This is a genomic window from Tuberibacillus sp. Marseille-P3662 (genome assembly GCF_900178005.1).
Classification (GTDB): Bacteria; Bacillota; Bacilli; order Bacillales; family Sporolactobacillaceae; genus Marseille-P3662.
On sequence record NZ_FXBS01000004.1, the window covers coordinates 65,550 to 89,390 of the forward strand.

29 protein-coding genes are annotated in these 23,841 nt (G+C 42.9%); 15 read left to right on the forward strand and 14 right to left on the reverse strand.

What is annotated here, in order from left to right; all coding sequences use genetic code 11:
- Positions 1 to 349 precede the first annotated feature (349 nt).
- Positions 350 to 1,591 (reverse strand): beta-ketoacyl-ACP synthase II, encoded by a 1,242-nt coding sequence (gene fabF, locus B9Y89_RS03915; RefSeq protein ID WP_085521745.1) that lies wholly within the window; start codon positions 1,589 to 1,591, stop codon positions 350 to 352.
- A 21-nt stretch (positions 1,592 to 1,612) separates the two neighbouring features.
- Positions 1,613 to 2,548 (reverse strand): beta-ketoacyl-ACP synthase III, encoded by a 936-nt coding sequence (locus tag B9Y89_RS03920; RefSeq protein WP_085521747.1) that lies wholly within the window; start codon positions 2,546 to 2,548, stop codon positions 1,613 to 1,615.
- Positions 2,549 to 2,837: 289 nt separating this feature from the next.
- Here B9Y89_RS03920 and B9Y89_RS03925 point away from each other — a divergent pair, with 289 nt between their 5' ends.
- A complete protein-coding gene (locus B9Y89_RS03925) occupies positions 2,838 to 3,122 on the forward strand; it encodes a YppG family protein (RefSeq protein WP_085521749.1) in 285 nt (94 codons plus the stop codon).
- Positions 3,123 to 3,156: 34 nt separating this feature from the next.
- On the opposite strand, the gene B9Y89_RS03930 is transcribed toward B9Y89_RS03925, so the two are convergent.
- The 3 genes from B9Y89_RS03930 to B9Y89_RS03940 all read right to left on the reverse strand — a co-directional run bounded on the left by B9Y89_RS03930 (position 3,157) and on the right by B9Y89_RS03940 (position 5,237).
- Entirely contained in the window at positions 3,157 to 3,891 is a 735-nt protein-coding gene (locus B9Y89_RS03930; RefSeq protein ID WP_085521751.1) for an NAD-dependent epimerase/dehydratase family protein, read from the reverse strand.
- 10 nt (positions 3,892 to 3,901) lie between these two features.
- Complete coding sequence (locus B9Y89_RS03935; protein WP_085521753.1) at positions 3,902 to 4,642, reverse strand: alpha/beta fold hydrolase; 741 nt, start codon at positions 4,640 to 4,642, stop codon at positions 3,902 to 3,904.
- A 163-nt stretch (positions 4,643 to 4,805) separates the two neighbouring features.
- On the reverse strand, positions 4,806 to 5,237 hold the full coding sequence (locus tag B9Y89_RS03940) for an LSm family protein (RefSeq protein ID WP_176222095.1): 432 nt from the start codon (positions 5,235 to 5,237) through the stop codon (positions 4,806 to 4,808).
- 180 nt (positions 5,238 to 5,417) lie between these two features.
- Between B9Y89_RS03940 and B9Y89_RS03945 the strand changes: the two genes are divergently transcribed.
- Complete coding sequence (locus B9Y89_RS03945) at positions 5,418 to 6,233, forward strand: undecaprenyl-diphosphate phosphatase (protein WP_085521755.1); 816 nt, start codon at positions 5,418 to 5,420, stop codon at positions 6,231 to 6,233.
- A gap of 50 nt (positions 6,234 to 6,283) precedes the next feature.
- Here the strand turns inward: B9Y89_RS03945 and moaD are convergent, their stop codons facing one another.
- From moaD to B9Y89_RS03975, 6 genes are all read right to left on the reverse strand, one after another.
- Positions 6,284 to 6,517: a molybdopterin converting factor subunit 1 gene (gene moaD, locus B9Y89_RS03950; RefSeq protein WP_085521757.1), complete on the reverse strand. Its 234-nt coding sequence runs from the start codon at positions 6,515 to 6,517 to the stop codon at positions 6,284 to 6,286.
- The gene (locus B9Y89_RS03955; RefSeq protein WP_254901176.1) at positions 6,514 to 6,990 is read right to left on the reverse strand and encodes a molybdenum cofactor biosynthesis protein MoaE; all 477 of its coding nucleotides are present in this window, start codon (positions 6,988 to 6,990) and stop codon (positions 6,514 to 6,516) included. Before B9Y89_RS03955 ends, moaD begins: the two co-directional genes overlap by 4 nt.
- Positions 6,983 to 7,501, reverse strand: coding sequence for a molybdopterin-guanine dinucleotide biosynthesis protein B (gene mobB / locus B9Y89_RS03960; protein WP_139822708.1), 519 nt, complete (start codon positions 7,499 to 7,501; stop codon positions 6,983 to 6,985). The genes B9Y89_RS03955 and mobB overlap by 8 nt, the downstream gene beginning before the upstream one ends.
- Positions 7,498 to 8,748: a molybdopterin molybdotransferase MoeA gene (locus B9Y89_RS03965; RefSeq protein ID WP_085521760.1), complete on the reverse strand. Its 1,251-nt coding sequence runs from the start codon at positions 8,746 to 8,748 to the stop codon at positions 7,498 to 7,500. Before B9Y89_RS03965 ends, mobB begins: the two co-directional genes overlap by 4 nt.
- Positions 8,749 to 9,044: 296 nt before the next feature.
- Positions 9,045 to 9,326: a metal-sulfur cluster assembly factor gene (locus B9Y89_RS03970; RefSeq protein WP_441351464.1), complete on the reverse strand. Its 282-nt coding sequence runs from the start codon at positions 9,324 to 9,326 to the stop codon at positions 9,045 to 9,047.
- Positions 9,327 to 9,471: 145 nt separating this feature from the next.
- A complete protein-coding gene (locus B9Y89_RS03975; RefSeq protein WP_085521763.1) occupies positions 9,472 to 10,236 on the reverse strand; it encodes an alpha/beta fold hydrolase in 765 nt (254 codons plus the stop codon).
- A gap of 106 nt (positions 10,237 to 10,342) precedes the next feature.
- On the opposite strand from B9Y89_RS03975, the gene B9Y89_RS03980 reads away from it, so the two are divergent.
- Positions 10,343 to 11,149 (forward strand): Cof-type HAD-IIB family hydrolase, encoded by an 807-nt coding sequence (locus B9Y89_RS03980; protein ID WP_085521765.1) that lies wholly within the window; start codon positions 10,343 to 10,345, stop codon positions 11,147 to 11,149.
- Between the two features lie 7 nt (positions 11,150 to 11,156).
- Here the strand turns inward: B9Y89_RS03980 and B9Y89_RS03985 are convergent, their stop codons facing one another.
- Positions 11,157 to 11,822 carry a Dph6-related ATP pyrophosphatase gene (locus tag B9Y89_RS03985; RefSeq protein ID WP_085521767.1) on the reverse strand — a complete coding sequence of 222 codons (666 nt, stop codon included), beginning with the start codon at positions 11,820 to 11,822 and terminating at the stop codon, positions 11,157 to 11,159.
- Between the two features lie 46 nt (positions 11,823 to 11,868).
- On the opposite strand from B9Y89_RS03985, the gene B9Y89_RS03990 reads away from it, so the two are divergent.
- Complete coding sequence (locus B9Y89_RS03990) at positions 11,869 to 12,324, forward strand: GNAT family N-acetyltransferase (RefSeq protein ID WP_085521769.1); 456 nt, start codon at positions 11,869 to 11,871, stop codon at positions 12,322 to 12,324.
- A gap of 72 nt (positions 12,325 to 12,396) precedes the next feature.
- The gene (locus tag B9Y89_RS03995; protein ID WP_085521770.1) at positions 12,397 to 12,657 is read left to right on the forward strand and encodes a NifU N-terminal domain-containing protein; all 261 of its coding nucleotides are present in this window, start codon (positions 12,397 to 12,399) and stop codon (positions 12,655 to 12,657) included.
- Here B9Y89_RS03995 and B9Y89_RS04000 read toward each other — a convergent pair.
- Both B9Y89_RS04000 and B9Y89_RS04005 read right to left on the reverse strand, forming a co-directional pair.
- Complete coding sequence (locus B9Y89_RS04000) at positions 12,652 to 12,918, reverse strand: hypothetical protein (protein ID WP_085521772.1); 267 nt, start codon at positions 12,916 to 12,918, stop codon at positions 12,652 to 12,654. The two genes, B9Y89_RS03995 and B9Y89_RS04000, sit on opposite strands and share 6 nt — an antisense overlap.
- 40 nt (positions 12,919 to 12,958) lie before the next feature.
- Positions 12,959 to 13,798 (reverse strand): YitT family protein, encoded by an 840-nt coding sequence (locus tag B9Y89_RS04005; RefSeq protein WP_085521774.1) that lies wholly within the window; start codon positions 13,796 to 13,798, stop codon positions 12,959 to 12,961.
- A gap of 177 nt (positions 13,799 to 13,975) precedes the next feature.
- Between B9Y89_RS04005 and ku the strand changes: the two genes are divergently transcribed.
- The 10 genes from ku (at position 13,976) to B9Y89_RS04055 (ending at position 23,601) form a co-directional block, all read left to right on the forward strand.
- Positions 13,976 to 14,851 carry a non-homologous end joining protein Ku gene (gene ku, locus B9Y89_RS04010; RefSeq protein ID WP_085521775.1) on the forward strand — a complete coding sequence of 292 codons (876 nt, stop codon included), beginning with the start codon at positions 13,976 to 13,978 and terminating at the stop codon, positions 14,849 to 14,851.
- A gap of 27 nt (positions 14,852 to 14,878) precedes the next feature.
- On the forward strand, positions 14,879 to 15,817 hold the full coding sequence (locus B9Y89_RS04015; RefSeq protein ID WP_085521777.1) for an ATP-dependent DNA ligase: 939 nt from the start codon (positions 14,879 to 14,881) through the stop codon (positions 15,815 to 15,817).
- 11 nt (positions 15,818 to 15,828) lie between these two features.
- Positions 15,829 to 16,758, forward strand: coding sequence for a non-homologous end-joining DNA ligase (ligD, locus tag B9Y89_RS04020; protein ID WP_085521778.1), 930 nt, complete (start codon positions 15,829 to 15,831; stop codon positions 16,756 to 16,758).
- Positions 16,755 to 17,117 carry a hypothetical protein gene (locus B9Y89_RS04025; RefSeq protein WP_085521780.1) on the forward strand — a complete coding sequence of 121 codons (363 nt, stop codon included), beginning with the start codon at positions 16,755 to 16,757 and terminating at the stop codon, positions 17,115 to 17,117. Before ligD ends, B9Y89_RS04025 begins: the two co-directional genes overlap by 4 nt.
- Positions 17,118 to 17,228: 111 nt before the next feature.
- Positions 17,229 to 18,089 carry an ATP-binding cassette domain-containing protein gene (locus tag B9Y89_RS04030; protein ID WP_085521781.1) on the forward strand — a complete coding sequence of 287 codons (861 nt, stop codon included), beginning with the start codon at positions 17,229 to 17,231 and terminating at the stop codon, positions 18,087 to 18,089.
- Positions 18,082 to 20,214, forward strand: a complete 2,133-nt coding sequence (locus tag B9Y89_RS04035; protein WP_085521783.1) for a hypothetical protein — start codon at positions 18,082 to 18,084, stop codon at positions 20,212 to 20,214. Before B9Y89_RS04030 ends, B9Y89_RS04035 begins: the two co-directional genes overlap by 8 nt.
- On the forward strand, positions 20,211 to 20,789 hold the full coding sequence (locus B9Y89_RS04040; protein WP_085521784.1) for an RNA polymerase sigma factor: 579 nt from the start codon (positions 20,211 to 20,213) through the stop codon (positions 20,787 to 20,789). The genes B9Y89_RS04035 and B9Y89_RS04040 overlap by 4 nt, the downstream gene beginning before the upstream one ends.
- The gene (locus tag B9Y89_RS04045) at positions 20,770 to 21,591 is read left to right on the forward strand and encodes a hypothetical protein (RefSeq protein WP_085521786.1); all 822 of its coding nucleotides are present in this window, start codon (positions 20,770 to 20,772) and stop codon (positions 21,589 to 21,591) included. The genes B9Y89_RS04040 and B9Y89_RS04045 overlap by 20 nt, the downstream gene beginning before the upstream one ends.
- Before the next feature lie 9 nt (positions 21,592 to 21,600).
- Positions 21,601 to 22,467, forward strand: coding sequence for an ABC transporter ATP-binding protein (locus tag B9Y89_RS04050; protein WP_085521788.1), 867 nt, complete (start codon positions 21,601 to 21,603; stop codon positions 22,465 to 22,467).
- 123 nt (positions 22,468 to 22,590) lie between these two features.
- Positions 22,591 to 23,601 (forward strand): DUF3231 family protein, encoded by a 1,011-nt coding sequence (locus B9Y89_RS04055; protein WP_085521789.1) that lies wholly within the window; start codon positions 22,591 to 22,593, stop codon positions 23,599 to 23,601.
- Positions 23,602 to 23,841 lie beyond the last annotated feature (240 nt).

The window sequence follows — 23,841 nt, forward strand, 5'->3', positions numbered from 1 at the left end:
TTTTCGGGACAGAATCTTTACAGTACGGGACACTTTTATTTCAGTACAGGACAACCTCGGGACAGCGCACACTCAACGGGACATGTGCGTTCCAAGATTCATGATTTTCGGGACAGAATCTTTACAGTACGGGACACTTTTGTTGCAGTACAGGACAACCTTGGGACAGCGCACACTCAACGGGACATGTGCGTTCCTGGATTCATGATTTTCGGGACAGAATCTTTACAGTACGGGACACTTTTATTTCAGTACAGGACAACCTCGGGACAGCGCACTTCCCACGCCACAAATACGTTTCCAAACGAAAAAACATGCCCCATCTAACAGATAGGGCATGCTCCAAACATTATTCATCTTGATATTTTTTGAATATAATTGTCGCATTATGGCCACCGAATCCTAATGAGTTACTTAAAGCAACGTCAACGTTCTGCTTACGGGCTTCATTAGGCACGTAGTCAAGGTCACACGACTCATCAGGTGTGTCATAATTGATGGTCGGTGGCAAGATGGAATCAGCGATAGACTTAATAGAGAAAATCGCTTCAACACCGCCAGATGCACCTAATAAATGACCAATAGATGATTTGGTTGAGCTGACAGGAATATTGTAAGCATTCTCACCAAACGCTGTCTTAACAGCTTCTGTTTCGTTTGGATCATTTAATTGGGTGCTTGTCCCATGGGCATTGATGTAATTCACATCTTCTGGCTGCATGTCAGCATCATCAAGGGCTTGATTCATCGAACGAACAGCTCCATCACCGCCGGGTTCAACAGCTGTTAAATGATAAGCATCGCTCGTTGCTCCATAGCCAACAACTTCTGCATAAATCTTTGCGCCCCGTTCCTGGGCCGATTCTAAGGATTCCAGGACAAGAATGCCAGCCCCTTCACCCATGACAAATCCATCACGATCCGCATCAAACGGACGGCTTGCCGTCTTTGGATCTGGATTCGTCGACAAAGCTTTTGCCGAACTAAAGCCAGCAAAAGATATATTCACAATTGGTGCTTCAGCTCCGCCGGAGATAATGACATCATTGTCTCCGCGTTGAATCGCTTTAAACGCATCTCCAATGGAGTTAGTACTTGTAGCACATGCCGTCACCGTACATGAATTAATCCCTTTAGCACCCAATTGAATGGACACTTGCCCGGATGCCATATCAGGAATCATCATTGGTACAAAGAACGGACTGACCCGGCGCCATCCTTTTTCCATACCTGTACGAAATTGTGTTTCGTATGTTTCCATGCCGCCGATACCTGAACCAATCCAGACCCCCACTCGGGGTGCGATCTCCTCTGTAATATCAAGATCAGCGTCCTTCACGGCCATTTTCGCAGCTGCCACTGCAAATTGTGTAAAACGATCCATTTTGCGGGCTTCTTTCTTATCCATATAATCCTTTGGATCAAAATCTTGGATTTCACCGGCAACTTTTGCGGGAAATTCATCGGCATTCACGCGAGTGACGCTGTCGATCCCGGATTCACCAGCAATGAGCCGATCCCAGGTCGTTGCCACATCTTGACCCAAAGGCGTAACAGCACCCATACCAGTAACAACAACTCGCCTATTCATCTGTTTCAATCGCTCCTTTATTTATTGTCCCCATTTCAAGGTGACGGCACCCCAAGTTAAACCGCCGCCAAAACCGACTAGGACGACAATATCATCATCATTTATTCTACCATCTTCATACGCTTCAGCCAAAGCGATAGGAATTGTCGAAGACGAGGTATTCCCATATTTTTGCACCGTCTTTACCATTCTATCTTCCGGTAATTCAAGACGCTGACGCGAAGCCTCCATAATACGAATATTTGCTTGATGCGGAATAAGGTGATCAATATCCCCTTTAGTAAGTCCCGCTTTTTCCACAACATTAACGGCTGATTCTCCCATTTGCCGGACAGCAAATTTAAAGACTTCACGACCATTCATATAGATACCTGGTTCGTCTTGAAATAATTCCTTGGCACCACTGCCATCGGAACCAAGTTCAAAAGATAACACACCTCTGCCATCAGTAACAGGCCCCATAACAACAGCACCTGCACCATCACCAAACAAAACCGCTGTGTTACGATCTTCCCAATTGGTGATTTTTGATAGTTTTTCAACACCAACCACAAGAATATTTTTATAAGTATCCGACTCAATGAATTGCTTAGCTGTAATCATGCCGTACATACACCCGGCACACGCGGCGCTGAGATCCATCGCTGCCGCATTCCAAGCACCTAACTTTTCCTGAATCAAACAGGCAACGGACGGAAACGGATAATCTGGTGTCACTGTGGCTACTAAAATTAAATCTAAATCCTCTGCTTGAACGCCTGCATCCTTCATCGCGTTAACTGATGCATAATAGGCCATATCTGATGTGTCTGTATCATCATCAGCAATTCGGCGTTCTTCTATTCCTGTCCGTGTCCGAATCCACTCATCGGATGTGTCGACCATTTTTTCTAAGTCAAAATTGGTTAAGACTTTCTCGGGAGAAAATTTACCTACGCCCAAAACGCCAGCCCCCATCTTTTGACCACTCCTCTCGTGAATAAAGGTTAATACTTATTATTATGACTTGGTACTAATCTTAATTCATTTTATAAGGTTTGTCCATTAACATTCCTTGACATATGTCTATTTTTCCCATTCAAGCTGCATTTCCTTCTGTTCCAGTGAACCAAATCGAATGATGACTCATATTTTATAGTACGACAATATAAAAAGAGCACTCCCCCGCTGCGCTAAGCACTACTATATCATTTTAACATCGGGGGAAAGCACGTAGTAAAAATGATTATAAAAGGAGTGTTTGTCTATGGCTCGTCAAAATAATGATCAAGGGCCTCCAGTTGATCCGTTTAACCAAATGATGTTTTTTGGCCCACCAACCGGTCCCCCGCCCCAACAACAATCACAGGACCAACAACCAAATCAAACTCAAGACATCAAAGCCATGATGTCATCTTTCATGGATGATAACGGTAATCTAGATATGAATAAACTGATGGATGGCGCTGATCAAGTCTTTAAAATGGTTGATAAGACCAAGCCGATGATTAAGCAGCTATCACCTTTATTAAACATGTTTAAAAAGCAGTAGCTAACAAGCATGCGTCACCAGCATGCTTGTTTATTTATCCGTCTTTTTTAGGTGAAATAAAAAAGGATTGAACCTTTTGATTCAAAAACCGTACCTTTTCACCCGCGCTATTTTGATAAACTTGATGATCTGAAACATTGAATATATGAATCCCGCCTGACAAATGATCATTTGTCCCTGCTTGGTACAGAGTGCTGATTACTTTTTCTCTATCACTACCTGGGTCATATGTGGTTGAGTTATAACTAACATCGGGTAAACGCATGATATTCACCTGTTCGACAGGCGTTTGCTGGCGATATTTTAACACTTGGCGAATCACCATCTGTTCTAGTTTATCAGCGTTATGTCCCTGTTCTGTAGAAGGATGAACCGCGGTTTGCTCATCGACATCACCAACAGCGTCACCATATATATCTAAGTGTGATAGAACAACCAAATGCTTGATCGTTTGAGAAGCTGCGCTCATCACTGTCTCCAACCATTGTTCGATGTGCTGCAGACGTTTGCTAGTGTCAGCATTTCGGTACAACCGTTCGCAGATCACATATAAATCTGATACATCCGTATCATCAGAAAATGCTTCTTGACTATATATCGGTTGAAATAGCGCATGCCGTCCGCAGGCCATCTCATTCTCTTCATCCTCCATCTTCTCATCTTCATTCATGCCGGTGCTGATGGCCGCAAGTGTAACCTCTTGTTCGAGTAAATATTGAGTGAGCGTAAAACCGATACCATCCAGTCCCCCATAAACAACTGTCAGCATAACATCCCCCTCAATTCAATACAGACTCATGTTTATTAAAGAAATGCTTCAACCCTTCCTCACGAGCAAATGGTTGGTCATCCATACTTATTTTTAACTCCAAGGGTATATTTTTTTCTTTACATATTTTTTCAAAGTTTCGGCTATGGATATCTATTGGATAATGAAAGTGGCGAATATCATGCCAAATCGCAATGGGATGACATTGATCATAGTCTTGTAGATTTCGCTCTTCCCGAATCAGTTTATGTAGATCCTCATAATGTTCAACATAATAGGCATCGGCTATTTCAGTTTCTAAACTGTCATAAAGTAGACGGCTTTTCTTGGCATGGTTCAGTTGTTGCTCCAAATCCAAACAAGGATTAATAAAAGCGAGCGATCGGATAGACGAGGGATGTTGTTGCGTTAACATTAATGCAGTGATAGCTCCTGTTCCCTCGGCCAATACGTGATAATTCGGGTTCAATGTACAATCTTTAGACACCCATTTGAAAATTTTGCTTATAAAGTTAATAGCATCAGGACTCCCCCATTGACGTCCCATAAGATTCGAATAAAAAACGGTATAACCCTGTTCGACCAGTTTAGACAACAGATTGAGCCTTTGCTCATTCTGGGTCCAGAGACTTTGATACTCATTGACATAGTTGTTAACGTCACCAATAATGAGCAATCCGAAACCATTCGGCCGATCCGGTTCGTGAATCATTTGCCATTGTTGGTCAATTTTAAACGAACGTGTTTGCATGGATAGCCATCACTCCATCATCAATTTCCATTCGTTAAGCCGTCCCTCACTATACCTATGCATAAGACCTAAAAAAAATGAGGATCGCCAGTCACAATGCTTACCAATGATAACCGGCGATCTCCTCAGAGTGAGGGTATATTCCCCTTCATTGGAGAATCTTTTAGTTGAGTAGCGATAAAGCACTGATGGCTGCTAGCGGAAAGGCAATTTGTCCGAATCCGCCATAGCCTCCGCCATAACCGTATCCTCCTGGATAGCCACCGCCGTATCCTCCATAGCCGACACCCGGGTAACCGTAGCCACCGTAACCGCCACCGGGATAGCCGTAACCGAAACTACCGTAGCCACCGCCTGGATAGCCACCATAGCCACCATAGCCAGCACCCGGAAATCCGCCGCCGTAGCCATAACCATCGTAACCAAAAGCTCTATCTTGATTGATACCTGCTATCTGTAAATAAACTTGGCGATTATCAACGGATGACAGGAACCCATTTAATGTTTGACCATCAACCAAAGTGAGTTGAATATTTTGATTTAAATACGTTTGCCATTCATCAGAAGAAATGGAACGAATATCTTTCTCCATCACTGAATGTCCTCCTTTTTCCAGCAACTACCGTTTTCATCACCATGTTATTCACCTAAGACAAATGTGTTCATTTCGATAAAAAAATAAAATTGTTCTCATCATCTCATAAAAAACAGCACAATATGATAAGATGTTTTAAGACAAACGATCACTTGTGATTGATTATTGGGGGAGACAAAGTTGGAAGAACTACTTACATTAATCAAATATGCTTTTTTAGGGCTCGTCCAAGGTTTCACTGAGCCAATTCCAATATCATCTAGCGGCCATCTGGTTATTATTCAAGAATTATTGAACATGGATTTGGAAGGGCTCACTTTTGAAATTTTTGTAAACTTTGCATCATTATTCGCAGTGTTAATTATTTATCGGCGTGACCTCATCCGGTTGATTAAGAACGGCATTGCCTATCTAACGACGAGGGAAGCATCCTCAAAATCTGATTTTATGTTCATCATTTATTTGATTGTCGGCACAATCCCTGCTGGGGTCTTAGGCGTTTTATTCGGTGATGTTATTGAAGAACAATTGTCCAAGGTTTCAACTGTGGGCGTCACTCTTATTATCACGGGTATAGCGCTTTGGATCATTCGGAATTTACGTGGACGAAAAGCTGATCAGGATCTTAGTTTTAAGGATGCCGCGATCGTCGGCCTCGGACAAGCAATTGCGTTAATCCCGGGAATCAGCCGTTCTGGAGGCACGATTGTTGCGGCAATGGGTCGCGGTATGAAGCAGGACACAGCATTGCGTTTTTCATTTATGCTCTATATTCCTGTAAGTCTCGGTACGGGAATTCTATCGATCAGTGATTTGATTAACAGTCCTGATTTGGCTTCCTTATGGATGCCTTATCTTATTGGTTTTGTTATATCATTGATTGCTTCTTACTTCTCACTGAAGTGGCTTATAAATGTAATGGCAAATGGACGTTTAGGTATTTTCTCTATCTATTGCGTGATCGTCGGCGCCCTTGTGCTCATATTTTTAACTTAATCCAGTACAAAAAAACCAACAAGCGACTAAAAGAGCTCGCTTGTTGGTTTTTAACCACCGCTAACAGGTGGGATCACGGCCACTGTATCACCGGCTTGTAACTGTACATCATCCCCCGCATACTCCTCGTTAACAGCCATCATTAAGTTCGTAGTGTCCTTTAGTCCGTAATCATCTTCTAATGTTTGTTTCACGTCTCGAACCGTTAAACCAGAGTAATTAAGCTGCAGGCGGCTAGCTCCGATTTGTTCTTTGACAACGGCAAATAGGAGAACCTCGATCATACCTCTTCACCACCATCATGTTGATCATTATTAGCATAAGAAACCGTTTCCTTCTGATCACCTATCCAAGTGGCCCCATCATCCCAATGCTCTTTCTTCCATATTGGAACAATCACTTTGATTCTTTCAATAGCGTAGCGGCAAGCTTCAAAGGCATCAGCACGATGAGGTGTTGCAACAGCAATCACAACAGCAATATCTTGAATGTCTAACTCACCCGTACGATGGACAATCGCCGTTTCGGCTTCAGGCCATTGCTCGCTAATTTCTGAAGCGATCTTCTGCAATTGCTTCACAGCCATTGATGTGTAGGCTTCATACTTAAGATAAGTGGTTTGTTTACCGGCGGTCATCTCCCGTACTGTTCCGATAAAGGTATTAATTGCGCCCGCGTTGCGATGGGATACTTGATCAATCACCATTTGCACATCGATAGGCTCATTAATGACGCGATAACGCTGCGCTTCATTCACTCGGACCACCCTCCATCATCTGTTCTATAGTGTCCAATAACTGTGGGTCATCATTATGTATAGCTCGTATAGCCGCATCAGGCTGCCAGTTAGTGTCCGCCGGCACCACAATTAAAGCAATATTCTCCAAGGTCTGTAACGCTTCCCAGTCAGCTCGATGACGGAGTACGAGAATCTTAGTGTACTCAGCTTGTTTATAGCCTTCCACAAGAACCGTATCACAATCAAAAATCTCTTGATAAAACTGGATATAAGCCGAGAGCGGCATTTGGGACTGGCTAGCTAATTGGAAACCCCCGGGACCACTCATACCCACAACAGCAGCACCATGCTGCTGGTAGCGTCCCGTATCCTTATTGGGATTAAGAAACTGGTTCTTATCCCTATGGGCGTGATGTTTAATGACACCGACCTGGCAGCCTTTATGAACCAGCCGCTCCACCAGCTCAGACATTAGCGTGGTTTTCCCACTATTGCTATAGCCGACGAATTGCAGAACGTTCACTGTCACAAAAAGGTCCCGCTTTCTTCTTTTAACATCAGTACGTCGACGGGATCACCGGACTGAAGTCCCCGTGCCCCTCCAGGTATAACCATTAAACTATCAGCGAATGCCAAGGATGTGACCACGTTCGACTTATCGAGACCGACAGAACGCACCGCCAGTCCTTCACGTGTCGGGTGTAATTGACTTCTCACAAAGCGTGTAAATGGGTTAAGTTTGGGAAAATCAGTGTCAAGGACCGCACGGATGGTTTGTAAATATGGATATTGATATCCTTGCATCGCTTTGATATAAGGTGCGGCGAACAATTCAAAACCAACGAAACAAGCCGATGGATTACCTGAAAGACCAAATAAAAGTTGGTCACCTGAACGAGCCACCGTTGTGACACTACCCGGACGCATCCCGACTTTATTAAAAAGCACCTCAGCCCCTAACTTCTCATAGATCGCAGGTAAAAAATCAAAATCACCAACAGATACACCGCCTGTGGTTATCAATACGTCTACCCTTTCTAAAGCTTGTTGGACAGCTCGATGGCTTGACTGAAAATCATCCTGTAATTGACCGAGCATGATAGGCCTGCCGCCGGCTTTTTTCACTTGCGAATAGATCATGTAGGCATTGCTGTTACGGATCTTTCCGGGTTCAAGCGGCTCATCCACTTCGAGTAATTCCGTCCCCGTGGCAATAATCCCGACGATGGGTTGTCTTTTTACTGAAACCTGAGCATATCCAAAAGTCGCCATGACCGCTTGGGTGCCTGGATGAATCTTTTGACCCGACGAAATAAGCGGGGTGTCTTCTGGAGTATCCTCCCCTTGCCATGAAATGTTATCTCCAGCGTTGAAAGGACGCTTGATGTCGATCAACCCGTCCCCTGCTTCATAGGCCATTTCCAACATAACAACTGCGTCCGCCCCTTCGGGAATGGGTGCCCCTGTCATAATCCGGATGGCTTGACCTGTTTGAACTGATTGAGATGCCATTTGACCGGCACCGATGGTCTCAATCACGGTTAAGCGAACGGGGGCATGTTTTTTTGCTGCTTTGGTATCTTCTGCTTGGATCGCAAAACCATCATAAGGTGAACGGTTAAAAGGAGGCACATCGTGATCGCTGGTAATATCCTCTGCCAATATCCTGCCATCCGCGTCAGTTAATTTGACTTGTTCAGTGTCTAATAGTGTAACCTGTTGCATGACCTGTTCAACAGCATTATGTACGGTGATCGGTCTGCGGCTTTCGACCATCATCATTCCTCCCTTTGCAATCATTTTTACGACGTCGATTTGACTTCCTTGCTAAAATGATACGGTAGTGCTTAGCGAAGCGGGGAAGTGCTCCCTTTGCAATCATTTTTACGGCGTCGATTTGACTTCCTTGCTAAAATGATATGGTTGTGCTTAGCGAAGCGGGGAAGTGCTCCCTTTGCAATCATTTTTACGACGTCGATTTGACTTCCTTGCTAAAATGATATGGTTGTGCTTAGCGCAGCGGGGAAGTGCTTCCTATGTAAGAAAAGCACCCTTTTTAAGGATGCTTTTCATTACGAAATACCTAAGGCAATCTTGGCATAGCGTGACATATTATCTTTGCTCCAAGGCGGACTCCAAACAATGTTGGCCTCTACACTATTGACGAACTCCAATGGTTCAACAACAGATTTGACTTCATGCTGAATCGTGCCTGCCAATGGACAGCCCATGGCCGTCAATGTCATTGTGACGACAACATCGCCATTGTCATCAATGTCAGCACCGTAAACAAGGCCGAGATTGACAATATCGATACCCAATTCTGGGTCAATCACTTCTTCGAGCGCTTCCATAAGTTGTTCTTCTTTTTCTTCTTTGCTCTGGGACACACAAACATCCCCTTTCGTCATTTGTATTACTATTATTATAAACGTTTTTCAACAAACATCAAACCATAAAGCGTTGATGAACTGTCGCGCATAAATGAGCGGAGTGAACTCACAAGTGCTTCTCCAACCACCCGACAGCAGCACCCACACCTGCACGTGTCACTTCATGGCCGGCTTGTTCATCAACAACGAATTCAATGGACGCCTCCGGTGCCTCATACTTGACCTTTTCATAAAAAGTTTGCGCTCCAGAAAATGGAACCTTGTCATCCTTTTGACCATGCCAAAAGAACATGGGAATGGACTGGCTTGGATCAAAATTGCGACTTAAATCATATCCAAGCAACTGTTGTTTTAACTGATCAATTTGCTCATCCGTATAGGGCAATTCACCCAATAGAATTTTGTATTGCTCCAAGAGAGCATCAGTGAAGGACATATAATAGGGAGTGCCCATTAATGAAATGGCAGCAGATATCCATGAGTATTGGGTTAACGCCCCCAATGTAATGATCGCCCCCATAGACGTTCCGGCCAAAGCGATGCGACTGTCTTGCACAAGATGATGCCGGTCCAACCAATCCTTTTTAATCACATCCGATTCATGAATGCTTTGCAGGACAACTTCCCAGAAGCCAAAGCGCCGCTCTGTTTCTGTGAGTTCAGCATGGCGCTCACCATGTCCAGTCGCCTCAGGAAGCACAATCCGATAACCTTTTTCCGCTAAAAAATAAGCATAATGCAAATTTCTCTCTTTATAACTTGTCCACCCATGCCAAAATAGAAGTGTCGGCAACGGTGCATCCTCCTGCCCTTTAGGCATTGCTTCGATGATCGGTATATGATTGACGCTCGTTTGACGCAATGTAATCATTGATATCAACCTTTTCTATAAAGACTTAATTTAATTTTACAATAGACAGCCCAACCATGGTAAAATAATAAAATGAATCCATTACCATTAATGAAGGGACAATCTTATGACGCCATATTTAATCGCTCTTGATTTGGACGGAACACTACTAACCAGTGACAAGACCATTTCTGAACGAACAAAGTCAGTCATCACGAACTTAAAAAGGCAAGGACATCAGTTTGTAATCTCAACCGGGCGCCCCTATCGTGCTAGCCAAAACTATTATGATGATCTTGGGCTTGATACCCCCATTATCAACTTTAATGGCGCTTTTATACACCATCCCTTAGATACCACATGGGGGAGCCATCACTTTCCAATGACTTTGGAAACCGCTGTTAGCGTGTTAAAAACGTGTGAAACGTATCGTTTAAATAACATTATCGCTGAAGTTCGTGATGACGTCTATATTCAGCATCCAAACCCTGAAGTGATCGAAGCATTTCAATCTGGCAACCCGCGGATTACGACGGGAAATGTTCAGGCCATGCTGACCGATCACCCAACGAGCGTTTTAATTGAGGTGAATCATCAGGATGTTGACCATGTCATTCGCGCTTTGGATACGCATCATGCCCAAGCTATCAAACAACGGTCATGGGGCGATCCGTCCAATATTATCGAAGTGATCCGTTCAGGTGTATCGAAAGCGGAAGGATTAAAACTTGTCGCTCATGACCTTGGTATCCCACAGGATAAGATCATCGCCTTTGGTGATGAAGATAACGATTTAGAAATGCTCAGTTACGCCCAATACGGAATAGCTATGGGTAATGCGGCAGGTGAGGTTAAACAGATCGCCTTTGACACGACTGATACCAATGATCAGGATGGTATCGGAAACTATTTAGAAACGTTTTTCTCAAGTTAAATATTCATCACCCATCAAGCCATAGTTGCCTGAACCGACCGTTGAACGTACTCATGCGATCCTTAATGGTCAAAGCGACCGCTTGCTCAAAAATGGGACCATCATAAACAAATGTATGGAACTCGCCATTTTCACCGCAAAGGTCCACCCCTTCAGGTAATGAAGCCAAAGTTGTTGAATTATATGGACAACCAAGCCAATTGGTTGAAAGATAGTTAGTATCGACGCAAGTGATGATCGCCTGATAACCACTGTTAATGAAGTCCTTGGCGATCACATCAGTCGGTTTCTGCCACAGAGGAAACAATGGTTGAATTGATGATGATGCATGCAGTTGTTCACGGAATTCGCGAATACTGGCGATATTTAGATCGGCGTACACAATCGCATTCATACCATCTTTTTTGTAATCTTGAAAGGTACGTCGTAAAGCGGCATTGTACGCAGCATTATCCGCTTGATCAGGTAACTGGATACAATCGATGGGCACCCCCATCGATTCAGCTTGTTTTTGAATTAGATTCAATGATATTTCGTGCATGGGAACGCGTCCCGTTTTTCCGGAGATCGTTGTTAATAGTTTAACAACATGAATATTTTGCTGATGGAGCAACTCATGTAATGCCCATGTACAATCTTTGCCACCGCTCCATGACACCGCAACTTGATCCATGTTAGCATCTCCTTTCAGAATCCCATTGTCATAGAGGTGATAGGTTATGAAAATTTATGAAGTCACACAAGAACACAGTGAAGCATTGCACCATCGCATTGCAGCATTATTTATGCAACAAATTTCGGTTTCTGATGACCCTTCTTCTTACGATCAGGTGCTTGAAGCGGTCCGTTTGTCTTTGAAAAACGACGCTACATCACGTATTATTGTAGCAGAAATTGCTGATGATTTATTAGGTGTGGCATTTATGAATTTCGGAATCAGCCTGCGAACCGGCGGCTATTATCTATGGCTCAACGAGTTGTACGTTGATAATGAACACCGAAATGAGGGCGTTGGGAAAGAACTACTATTATATACGATTCATCTCGCCGAATCAGAAAATATTAAGACGATTGAACTAGAGACAGGTGTTAACAATTCGGTAACGAAACATATGTACAATTCTTTAGGTTTCTATGAAGTTGTATCCAAACGTTATGGCTTCACTTTTTCATAAAAAGAAGCTTTTATTGTCATTATCTTATATCATCATGTAAAATAAATTTAGGTCATACAAAGGAGAGATATGATGAGCATCGATGTTCGAGCTGACACAACGCCGAATCCTAATGCAATGAAATTTACTGCAACGAAAAAGTTGTTTGACAATCGAGTCATTGCCAGTAAAGGTGACGATGTTGACCACGCTTTAGCACAACAATTACTTAAACTCGACGGTGTTGATAATATCTTTGGTTATGGTGATTTCGTTACAGTCAATAAAACGATGGACGCTGACTGGGACGAGCTCGTTGCCAAAATTGAAGAAGTGTTTAACTCAGCTTCATAAACCGCTTGATATAATGAAAACAGCTGCCCCCAAGATGGGCAGCTGTTTTTGATTTTTGTCCCGTTGAACGAAGATTGTGTCCCCAAGGGCGTGCGCTGTCCCTGTGGTGTCCCGTACCATAATAAAACTGTCCCGCATTGTAAAGATTCTGTCCCGTAAATCATGAATCTTGGAACGCTCTTGTCCCATAAGACGTGCGCTGTCCCGAGGGTGTCCCGTACCGTAATAAAACTGTCCCGCATTGTAGCAGAACAGTCCCATAAAAAAAGAGGCTCCCTATGCCGGAATCCTCCTGACTTCTTTAATTTGTACGAAAAAATCCAAAAATCCCTGCGGTCTCTACAATATTGGTAAAGGCTGTGGGATCCACTTCTTTTAAGAGTTGTTCAAGCGAATAGAGTTCATAACGTGTGATCACGATCATCAGCATCTCTTTATCTTCATCAGTAAATGCCCCTTTGGCGGGGACACGGGTAATACCGCGTACCATATTTTTATGGATGGCTTGTTGGATTTCTTTCCCTTTACCGGTAATGATCATCGCGGTGACTTTCTCATGGCGTGTATGTATGGTATCAATCACCCGTGAGGTCACATAAAGCGTGACAAGGGTAAACAGCGCTTGTTCCCAACCAAAGAAGAAACCGGCCGCAATAACCATTAAGCCATTTAGAACCAGTAAATACACACCTATGGGTTGATCTCTCATTCGAGATAACAACATGGCGACAATGTCCATTCCGCCTGTTGACGCCCCCCATTTCAAAGTGATTCCGACACCAACACCGGCGAGAACCCCGCCGAATACAGCGTTTAGCATAATCTTGTCGGTTAACGATTGGACAGGAATCAGACTTAGAGCAAGCGTTGTGACGATAACGCTTAAAAGACTGTAAACAGTAAACCTTTTACCTACGCGTGTCCAGCCTAAATAGACGACAGGAATATTGAGTATGAATAGTAAAACCCCTGTGCTTACGTCTAAAGGTGTATACTCTCCGAGCACCGCTGCTAAAAATTGCGACACACCGGTAAAACCACTGGCTAACACATTAGCTGGAATAAGGAATAAATTAAGCGATAAAGCATTAATAATAGCACCTGCAACAACTATGACTGAAATCTTTGTTTCATTGTACATATCATCCCTCCTCACGATGATGATTAAAAAAAGTATTCCCCATTAGTCAACCTCCAACTCGAGCTCAAGCTTTCTTATCATAACAACCTCTTCTGCAGTGTGACAAGCCTTTTTTCATTACCCATCATACTCATTAAAAATTCGGTGACACTAAGCTCACAAGGAGTGTGAAGACCAATGCATACGATGTGGAAAGGTTCGATAAGCTTCGGCTTAGTCAATATTCCCATAAAAATCTACGCAGCAACAGAGAATAAGGATATCCGTTTCCGTTCCCTGCATGAGGAATGCCATACACCGATAAAATATCAAAAATATTGTCCGACATGTGAAACCACTGTTGAGAATAACGACATCGTTAAAGGTTATGAATATGAGTCCGGTAAGTTCGTCACCGTATCCCAGGAAGAGATCAATGAAATCAAGGGAGAAACCACCCGTTCGGTTGAGATTATGGATTTCGTTAATCTAGATGACATCGATCCGATTTATTTTAACAAATCTTATTTCATTGGCCCTAATGACCAAGGTGAAAAAGCTTATGCCTTGCTTAAACAGGCCCTTGATGACACGAACAAGATTGGCATTGCCAAAATAACCATGCATTCCAAGCAGCATCTAGCTATCGTCCGTTGCTACGAACAAGGGCTTCTAATGGAAACCATTTATTATCCAGAAGAAGTCCGTGACGTTGGTAACGTCCCTGGTATTGATCAAGACATCAATGTCGATGATAAAGAACTCAATACGGCAAAGCAATTGATTGAACAATTGACAGCCGAGTTCGATCCGGAGAAATATACCAACGAATATCGTGAAGACTTGCATGACATGATTGAAGCCAAAATCAATGGTAATGAGATAGCCAAACCAGAGCAAGCACCTGAAAAAGAAAATGTCGTTGATTTACTATCCGCCTTGCAAAAAAGTATTGATGAAACGGACGAATCAACCGAAAAAACGGGAAAAAATGACGATGAACCGGCCAATACCGGCACAAAACCGAGCAAAAAAACCGCTGCTGGCAAAAAGAAAAAGCAGAAAAGCTCGTAACACTTTTTATAAAACGAGGCGACTCATATGAACCTACAACCCATTGTCCCATTTGAACCGATAAGAATGGATCAAGCTCCAAATGGCGAATCTTTAATTGCCCAAGTGAAATGGGATGGTGTTCGGGTGCTCACCTATTATGACGGCGAAACGGTGAATCTTTTTAATCGCAAACAAAATAATCGTACAGAGCAATTTCCCGAATTAATTGAGATTCAAAACTACTGTGACGCATCATCCGTGATTTTAGATGGTGAGGTTATCGCTTTAGGTACCGATGGTCAACCGTCATTTCACGAGGTCATGCGTCGTGACGGCATTCGTAATATCGAAAAGGTCGAACAAAGACGGCAAGAGATACCCATTTCTTATATGATATTTGACATGATTTATTATAACGGTGAATGGATAGACCAATGGCCGCTACAGGAACGTATGGAGCTCCTTAAGAAAGTGATTATCCCAAGTAACACTATTCAGGTGGTCCCATCCCACTCAGATAGCGACACATTATTCTCAGTCGTCAAAAAGCATCAATTAGAAGGCATTGTTGTCAAAGATGTCACAAGAGCCTATCAAATCAAAGGTAAAGACGACCGCTGGGTAAAGGTGAAAAATTATCGTGATTTAACGGCCGTCGTGGGTGGTGTAACAAAGCGATCAGGCATTGTTAACGCCTTGCTCCTCGGGCTATATGATCACACTGGTGGCCTTCACTATATTGGCCATACCGGTACTGGGAAGCTGACCGCCCATGATTGGCGCGACTTAACAGAACGGGTTGAACCGCTCATCACTAAAATCAAGCCATTTGTTAATCAGCCGGAACGGTCCCAAGATGCCATATGGCTTGAGCCACAGTTAACAGTCAAAGTCAATTTTATTGAATGGCCCGAAGGTCGTACACTCAGGCAGCCGAGCATCCAAGCCTTTGTTGATCAATCACCGGAAGACTGTACATTGTAGGAGGGGTTATAATGAATGACCCAGACCAAACCGTTAGAATCGGCAAGCAAACCGTATCACTCACATCCTTGGATAAGCCATTATGGCCGGAGCAAGGCCTGAAAAAAGCGGATTTTATCAAATATATCCATGTCGTTGCTGACAAGATGTTACCCTTTTTAAATGACCGGCCTCTCACTGTCGTCCGGTACCCGCACGGTGTGAAGGGAGAATCATTTTTTCAAAAAAATTGTCCGGATTACGCGCCGGATTTTGTGAAAACAGCGACTGTCGAAGATATTGACTACATTTTATGTTCCGATCAACCGACGCTGATTTGGTTAGCTAATCAATTGGCCTTCGAATACCACGTACCGTTTCAACCGATCACATCAGCATCACCGTCAGAAATTGTATTGGATTTGGACCCACCATCAAGGGATGAATTCCCAATGGCTATTCAAGCAGCGCTTATGATTAAAGATGTCCTTGACCGGCTTCATCTGACGGCATTTATTAAAACCAGCGGAAACAAAGGCTTACAAGTCTATATACCTTTACCTGATGAAACATTCACTTACGATGACACACGTGATTTCACCCAATTCATCGCCAGTTATCTGACGGAATCAGAACCCGACTGGTTTACCACGGAGCGGCTAAAAAAGAATCGCCACCACCGTCTATATGTGGACTACCTCCAACATGATGAAGGTAAAACCATCATTGCCCCCTACTCGGTACGGGGGAACGCTCAAGCCACGGTGGCCACGCCGATTCATTGGGATGAAGTTAATGATGACCTTGAGCCCGATACATTTACGATTCCCATGATGGAGGAGCGACTGAAGCAACGAGGTTGTCCAATGGCCTTATTCCAAAAAGCTAAACAGGAACAAAATTTTGGTCAAGTGCTCCAAGCATTAAAAGACCAACAGAAAGGAGGGACGTTGACGAAATGACAAACGTTCTATTGAAATTAGTGCTGACACCAGTTATTGTTATTTTCGCTGATTTATTTCTTGGTAACGATGTGATTTTCGGCTCTGTATATGAAGCCCTGATCGTGGGTTGGGCGGTGGCTTGTGCTAATATCGGCTTGGAATATTTGCTGTTTCGCCCAGGCCTCTTTTGGGTTGCAACGATTTCTGATTTTCTATTAGCCATGTGTATCCTATTTTTTGGTGCTAATATGTACGGCGATGCCTATATTGGAACGTTCGGTGCGTTATTAACAGCCTTTACGATTACTATTATGGAATACGTGCTGCACTTAAGATTGCTACGAAAAAATGGAGCGACGAAAATCGCCGCTCATTAAGACACCATCACCCGGCAAATAGATCACCGGGTGAATTTTTTCGTCAATTATAAAACCTTTGCCCTTTTTGTTTCGTTTAATACTATAGAAGCTATAAGTTATGGTGATGACATGTTAACTCTAGACAATATCCAGAAATCATACAAATATCATGCTGTTCTCAATAATATTTCAACCACTTTTGGACAAGGCATTATTGGTTTAGTGGGTCCCAATGGATCGGGTAAAACCACGTTGCTGAAAATTTTGGCGGCCAATGAAAAAGCGAGCGCGGGTCGCATCCTTTATGGAAAAACGACATGGGATCATTCACCTAATGTGATTCGCCAGCATACCGGCTATTTACCACAAAACTTTTTCATCCATCCCAAACGCACGGCCCGGCAATTTTTAATGAAAACAGCGGTAATTAAAGGATTCAAGCAAAAACAAATAAGGCAGCAGACCGTTGAAGCTGCTCTAAAACAAGTGAATTTACTTGACGCGGCTGACACGCTTGTGAAGCATTATTCCACAGGTATGGGACAGCGTCTTGGCATTGCGCAAGCTTTGATCGGTGATCCTGATTTGTTAATCTTTGACGAACCTACAGTTGGACTGGACCCGATTGAAAGGATTCGATTCCGAAATTTAATCGCTCACCTGGGACAAAGTCGCACTATTATTCTCTCCACGCATATCCCAGGTGATATCACCGGCTGCTGCGGAGATTTGAAAGTTCTATTAGAAGGTCGATTGGTTTTCTCCGGACAGCCAACCGCTTTAGCGAAACAAGCGGAAGGGAAAATTTGGGATGTCCAAAGCGACCGGCCGCCCGTCGATAAAAAGAACACGCTTTTCATTCAACAAAGGAAAGCGGATTACCGTTACAAATATATCAGTGACCACCCACCACAGCCTGACAGCCAAAGTGCCCAACCTACTGTTATGGATGGTTATCTGTATTTGACAAGGAGTTCACAGCATGTATAGATGGTTCTATTTGTACGGTCAAGATGTTAAATGGCTATTCAGTCGTTGGTACAATTGGTTGGCCTTCATTGGTTTTACGTTGTTCATATGGGTGTTTAACCTAGATGTCTCATCTGGAGTCATTAATAACTGGTACCACATTCATGCGATTGCGCATACGGTAACCCTTGGACTCTGTCTCATGTTAGCCAACGGATTAATGTTATCAGACTATCGACCTGGAAAATCGGATTGGCAACAGTCATTACCGACATCACATTGGACATTAATCACAACGAAGTGGTTCGCTCTTATAACGTTTAGTGCTAGCTTTACCGTTATCATGCTTACGGTTTACTCGTTGTTAAGCTGGCGTACAGCACTTGACCCTGATGTATTTTGGATGTATTTCTATCAATTTGGTTGGCAATATGAAATATCTTATTTGGTAACAACAGCTCTGGGACTGTTTCTTGGGGCCATCATTCGCAACCGCAGTGTTCTAGTTATCTCGTTCTGCGGCTTGATGTTTGGTACCTTTTTTATGGAATTGGCGTTGATCAGAAAGATGAACTGGCTCTACCTCAAAGTCTTTCATTTAAGTCAATTCTTGTTTTTAAATGATATGAATGTCGCCCGGCCTACATGGGGTTACATCTTAAAGCGGCCAGAGATCATGCGGTCCTGGTTATTTGTCGCGGCCTTCGCCCTTATGCTGATTGTTTGGTCTGCCGTGCTGCTCAAACAACGCCGCCCAGAAAAATGGATGAAAACGTCGACCGTAGCAGCCATTATGATCAGCCTGCTTACCACCTGCGCTTTTATACCATACGGGTATTTATGGAACAAACGATTGTCTGAATTAGATACACATGAAGCTGAAGCTGTTGCTGAAAAACACGAAACGTTATCCCTGCCCTTTTCGGTATCGAACTATGATATTAATGTCAAAAGGACGAATGATGACTGGCAAATCACAACGGTGATCAAAATCGGAACTCAATCGGTCAAAAATGACGGCCGCTGGCTTTTCACTATAAATCCTGATTTTCGCGTCTCTTCTGTTAAAGTGAACGATCATAAAGTCATGTTTTATCAAAAAAGTCAAGTCCTCTATATTTCATCAAGTCAATATGATAACAATGCAAAACAGCAAACCATCAAAGTCCGTTATCACGGATTATTGAATGAATGGGGATATGCCAATGCTTCCGGCAAAAGTCAATGGTTGGGATTTACTCGTGATCGAGCAATGTTCATCCCTTCCTATCTAGCTTGGTACCCGTTGCCCGGCAAACAACCGTTATTCGTGAGATACCGATATAATCATGTCTATGATGCTCATCATGCCAATCAGTCGTCTAATGGGACCACCGATTTTCATGTGCATTTATCAGGGTTCAATCAGCCGGTTCATTCGAGTTCACTGCAGGCGGCTCAAAGACAAGGTACAGAAACCATACTTAGGGAAAAAAATACAACGGGATTATCACTATTTTCTGGGGATTTCAAGCGCTGGCAAAATCGTGACGAACAAATGCAAATGATCGCCCCTAGCTATTTACAAAAAAATGGAAACCAATATTTTGAACGTTTAATCGACATTCATCGTTATTTTAATGAATGGTTAAACGCGAACCACCCGGTAAAAGTCCTTTGTCTCCCGGTTAATGACTTAGTCATTAGAAATAATTACTATGATCGATTAGATGACAGTGTATTAATCCCTGTCAATTCGTTAAACCAAGTAACAAACTATGTTCAAACGTATTATAATGACAAGCATTTCTCGATATTTAAGCACATCTTGAACCTTGATTCGAGTGTACTTGCTCATATCAGATTATATGGGAAACGTAAACAGAGTCCACTAGAATTAAGGGAAGATTTAGCGAGAGCTTACCAAGCGGTCTACAATTATGACCAGAACCTAGATCAAAAATGGATGAACTTACTTAACGATAACAGCCAGATTCAACTAGATACGAAACAAGCAATCCGCACGCAGCAAGTCGACAAACTCAAACGGGTATTAAAACACATTTATGACGAACATATTAAGGGCGCTAACGGAACGCCAGACATTACAATCAAAGACTGGAACAGAACATGGCAGCAAGTTTTTGAAGCAAAAGGGGGGCGATGACCATCGTTGATGATGAAGCACTGACCCAGGCGATCGCCCGGGGCGATCAAGCATCATTCGAAGCGTTCATCCATCGCTATCATGGTCCATTATTGAATTTTATCGAACGAATGCTGCAAGACCCGGGCAAAGCTGAAGACTTTGTTCAAGAAACTTTCATCAAATTTATTAGGCAATTGAAGGAAAAAGGCATCCCTGATAACAGTAAAGCTTGGTTATTTAAAGTCGCCGCCAACATGTGCCGCGATCATTGGCGCAGCGCCAGCTATAAGAAAGAAAAGCATGTGCTCGAATACATTCCGGAGAAAGAAAGTCCGAATGATTCCGTGGTTGATATTTATGAGAAACAGGAAACTAGGAAGGAAATCCTCGCTGTTCTCAATCAACTGCCGGAACGACAACGTGAAATTGTGATTTTACGTTTCTATCATGACATGAAGTTAAAAGAAATTGCCGAGATTCTCGATTGTCCAATAGGAACCATTAAATCGCGATTGTTTCATTCGATGGCATTTTTAAAAGCAACATTATCCGGTCAGGAAGGGGCTGAATCCCATGAACGAAAATTCAAGTGATCAAGAGCTGCTGCATATGGAACATGAGTTAAAAGAAATGATGGGTTCTTATTTGACCAAATCCCCGTCATCTCAAGATACACAGCAGTTGATTGAGCGTTTGCAGCCGGAAATGGACGATTTAGTACAAACGGTCAATCGGGAGGAAAGCATCCAACATCCATCGATCATTAAGCAATGCAAAAATCAATTTAAACAGCTGTCATGGCCGTTCTGGATCGGGAGCGCCGCGATCTTTTTCATGCTTTACTTAATGATGGACCCAGAGCCAATGAGAGACCAACCGCTAAGTATAACGATCGGTCAGCTCTACTATCAACCGCTGTCATTCGTTTTACCCATTTATTTAGTTTTGGCGTTTTTCTATACATTCCGGTCATGGAACAAACACATGCGCATGGTTGAAAGTGTAACGCCGTTTCCACCGGCCTTGATTTTACTTTGCCGCATGTTGAATGTATTCGTCATCACACTTGGATTTATCGGCATCACGGTGTTATTATCATTTCTTAAATATAGTGCGGACTGGCACACTTATATGCTCTTAAGTGCCTTTACCCCTCCGGTCTTAATTTTTAGTGTCATTGGCATCGTCATGCTCAAAAGAGGGATAATGGCAGGGTTTCTATTATCCGGTGCTGCTTGGGTTGTATATTTGCTAATCCCTCAAGTTTTGTCAGTGGTTCATCCAGGATGGCACGTGATTCCCTTCATCCAGTGTGGCTTGATTATTGCCGGCCTCGTGACGATCTACCACACCCTTCAAGTAAGTAAATACCGGTATTGCCTTAATACAGAATGAGGTGCAGGCATGATAACGCTTGAAAATTTGGTTAAAAAACGGTCTCACTTTCAACTTGAAGTGGACCAGTTGACGCTTTATCCTGGAATCCATTTGCTCGTCGGCCATAATGGATCCGGGAAATCAACCCTGCTTAATCTATTAGCAACAGCCACTTCCCCTGATGCCGGGAAGATTCACTACCATCATCGATCGGTCAAAGACAAGCTCCCTGCTATCCGGGCTGATATTGGCTATTTGCCGACAAAAACAACCGTTTACGACCATATGACCGGAAGAAAATTTCTAACCTATATGAGTCAATTAAAGAGTATGGATAATCAAGCGCTGATCAACGAGCTGATTAGCACTTTGGAAATTGAACCGTTATTAAAACGGAAAATCCGAAAAATGTCACATGGACAAAAGCAGAAACTCGGTTTAGCGCAAGCTTTATTAGGCAAGCCGCGTTATGTGTTTTTGGATGAGCCATTAATTTATTTGGACATTCATGAACGACATCTGTTTACAAACGTGATTGGCATGTTATCGAGAGACACACTGTTTATCATTGCAACCCATGAGCTTAATGAATGGGCAGGCGTGGCCGACCAAGTGCTATGGCTCGATCAAGGACAGTTGACTTTTTCCGGGTCCATTCAGCAATGGTTAGCTGCACCCCAAGCCAAGCAAGTCTATGAACTTAACATAGATGCTCATCAATTGCCCCTTGTACAAACCCATTATTCTTGCATTCATTCGCAATTGATCGATGATCAGAATGCAACGGTGAAAATCTTTGTTGAGAAAGGATCACCCCCGTTTATGCATGCCAGACAGGCTCAAGTCACGATGGAAGATGCCTATTACATCCGAACTCAAAATACTATCACTTAAAGAAGGCCACTTTCAGGCCTTCTTTTTTTTACATTTTAGCATCGAAACCGTTTCATACTTATAATGACCATCTTAATGACACATACTTAAAATGATATACCTTATAAAGGGAGGATGATCTCAATGACTGGTACACAGCCCAAATTGACATCAACAGAAATTGCCATGCTGTGGACGGGCTATATGAACAATAGCATGTCCATCCAAATAATGAGCTATTTTTTGAAAACAGTAGAAGACCCGGATATCGAACCTATTGTTTCGCAAACACTGAATATGTCAACACAAAATCTGAATACCATTACTGAGTTTTTCAACGAGGCCCATATCACCATACCCTATGGTTTTTCAACTCAAGATGTTAATTTGGATGCCCCAAAACTGTACTCGGATAATTTTATGCTTTCATACATATCGAATATGGCTAAAGTCGGTATCCTAGAGTATGGATTATCTAAGACCTTTTCACCCCGTCAAGATATTCGTGCGTTTTTTTCCCAGTGCCTATCCAGTACTTCAAACTTATTTGATACTTGTGTGGAAACGGAACAAAATAAGGGATTATATATTCGCGCGCCTTATTTGTGGCCGCAATACGGTGCTGAGTTCATTCAAGGTAAAGGCTATTTAAAAGGCATGAATCCGTTCAGTGATAAACGAAAAATCAATTTTATTGAGATCTCCCACGTTTATGCCAACGTACAAACGAACCTTATTGGCATGCAATTATGCCGCAGTTTCGAACAGACGACATCATCTAATGAAATTAAAAACTATATGAAACGCGGCCGGGAAATCTCTAAGAAACATATTAAAATCTTCTCCGACACCTTATTAAATGATGGCATTCAATCACCAATTACATGGGACACTGCCGTAACAACATCCACCATATCCCCATTTTCAGATAAGCTAAAAATGTATATAATCGGTGTGCTTAGTGCTTCTGGCAAAGGCAATTATTCAACTGCTGCCACGGCCAGCATGCGGACGGATTTGATTCTAAATTATCAACGTTTATCCGCAGAAATTGGTCTGTACGCCAAAGACGGCGGCAAAATTATGATTAATAATCACTGGATGGAAGAACCGCCTGAACCCATTGATTTGGATAACATCCCCAATCGCAATTAATAAAGAGACTGGGATAAATCTAAAACAGGATACTCAGGAAGCCGAACTATAAGATATGAAAGCAAGTTCTATGCGCCGTCAAAAATACGTAGACGCCTGCGGGAGGAACACGAGCCGAAGATCCACTTGGTAAAGGGTTTTTCTTTACCAAGTTAGCTGAGGCCGTGCCCGCGGCAAGCGAAGTATTTTGACGAAGCGATGAAGGAATGACTATTTTCAACAAATCATCCGAACGGATTA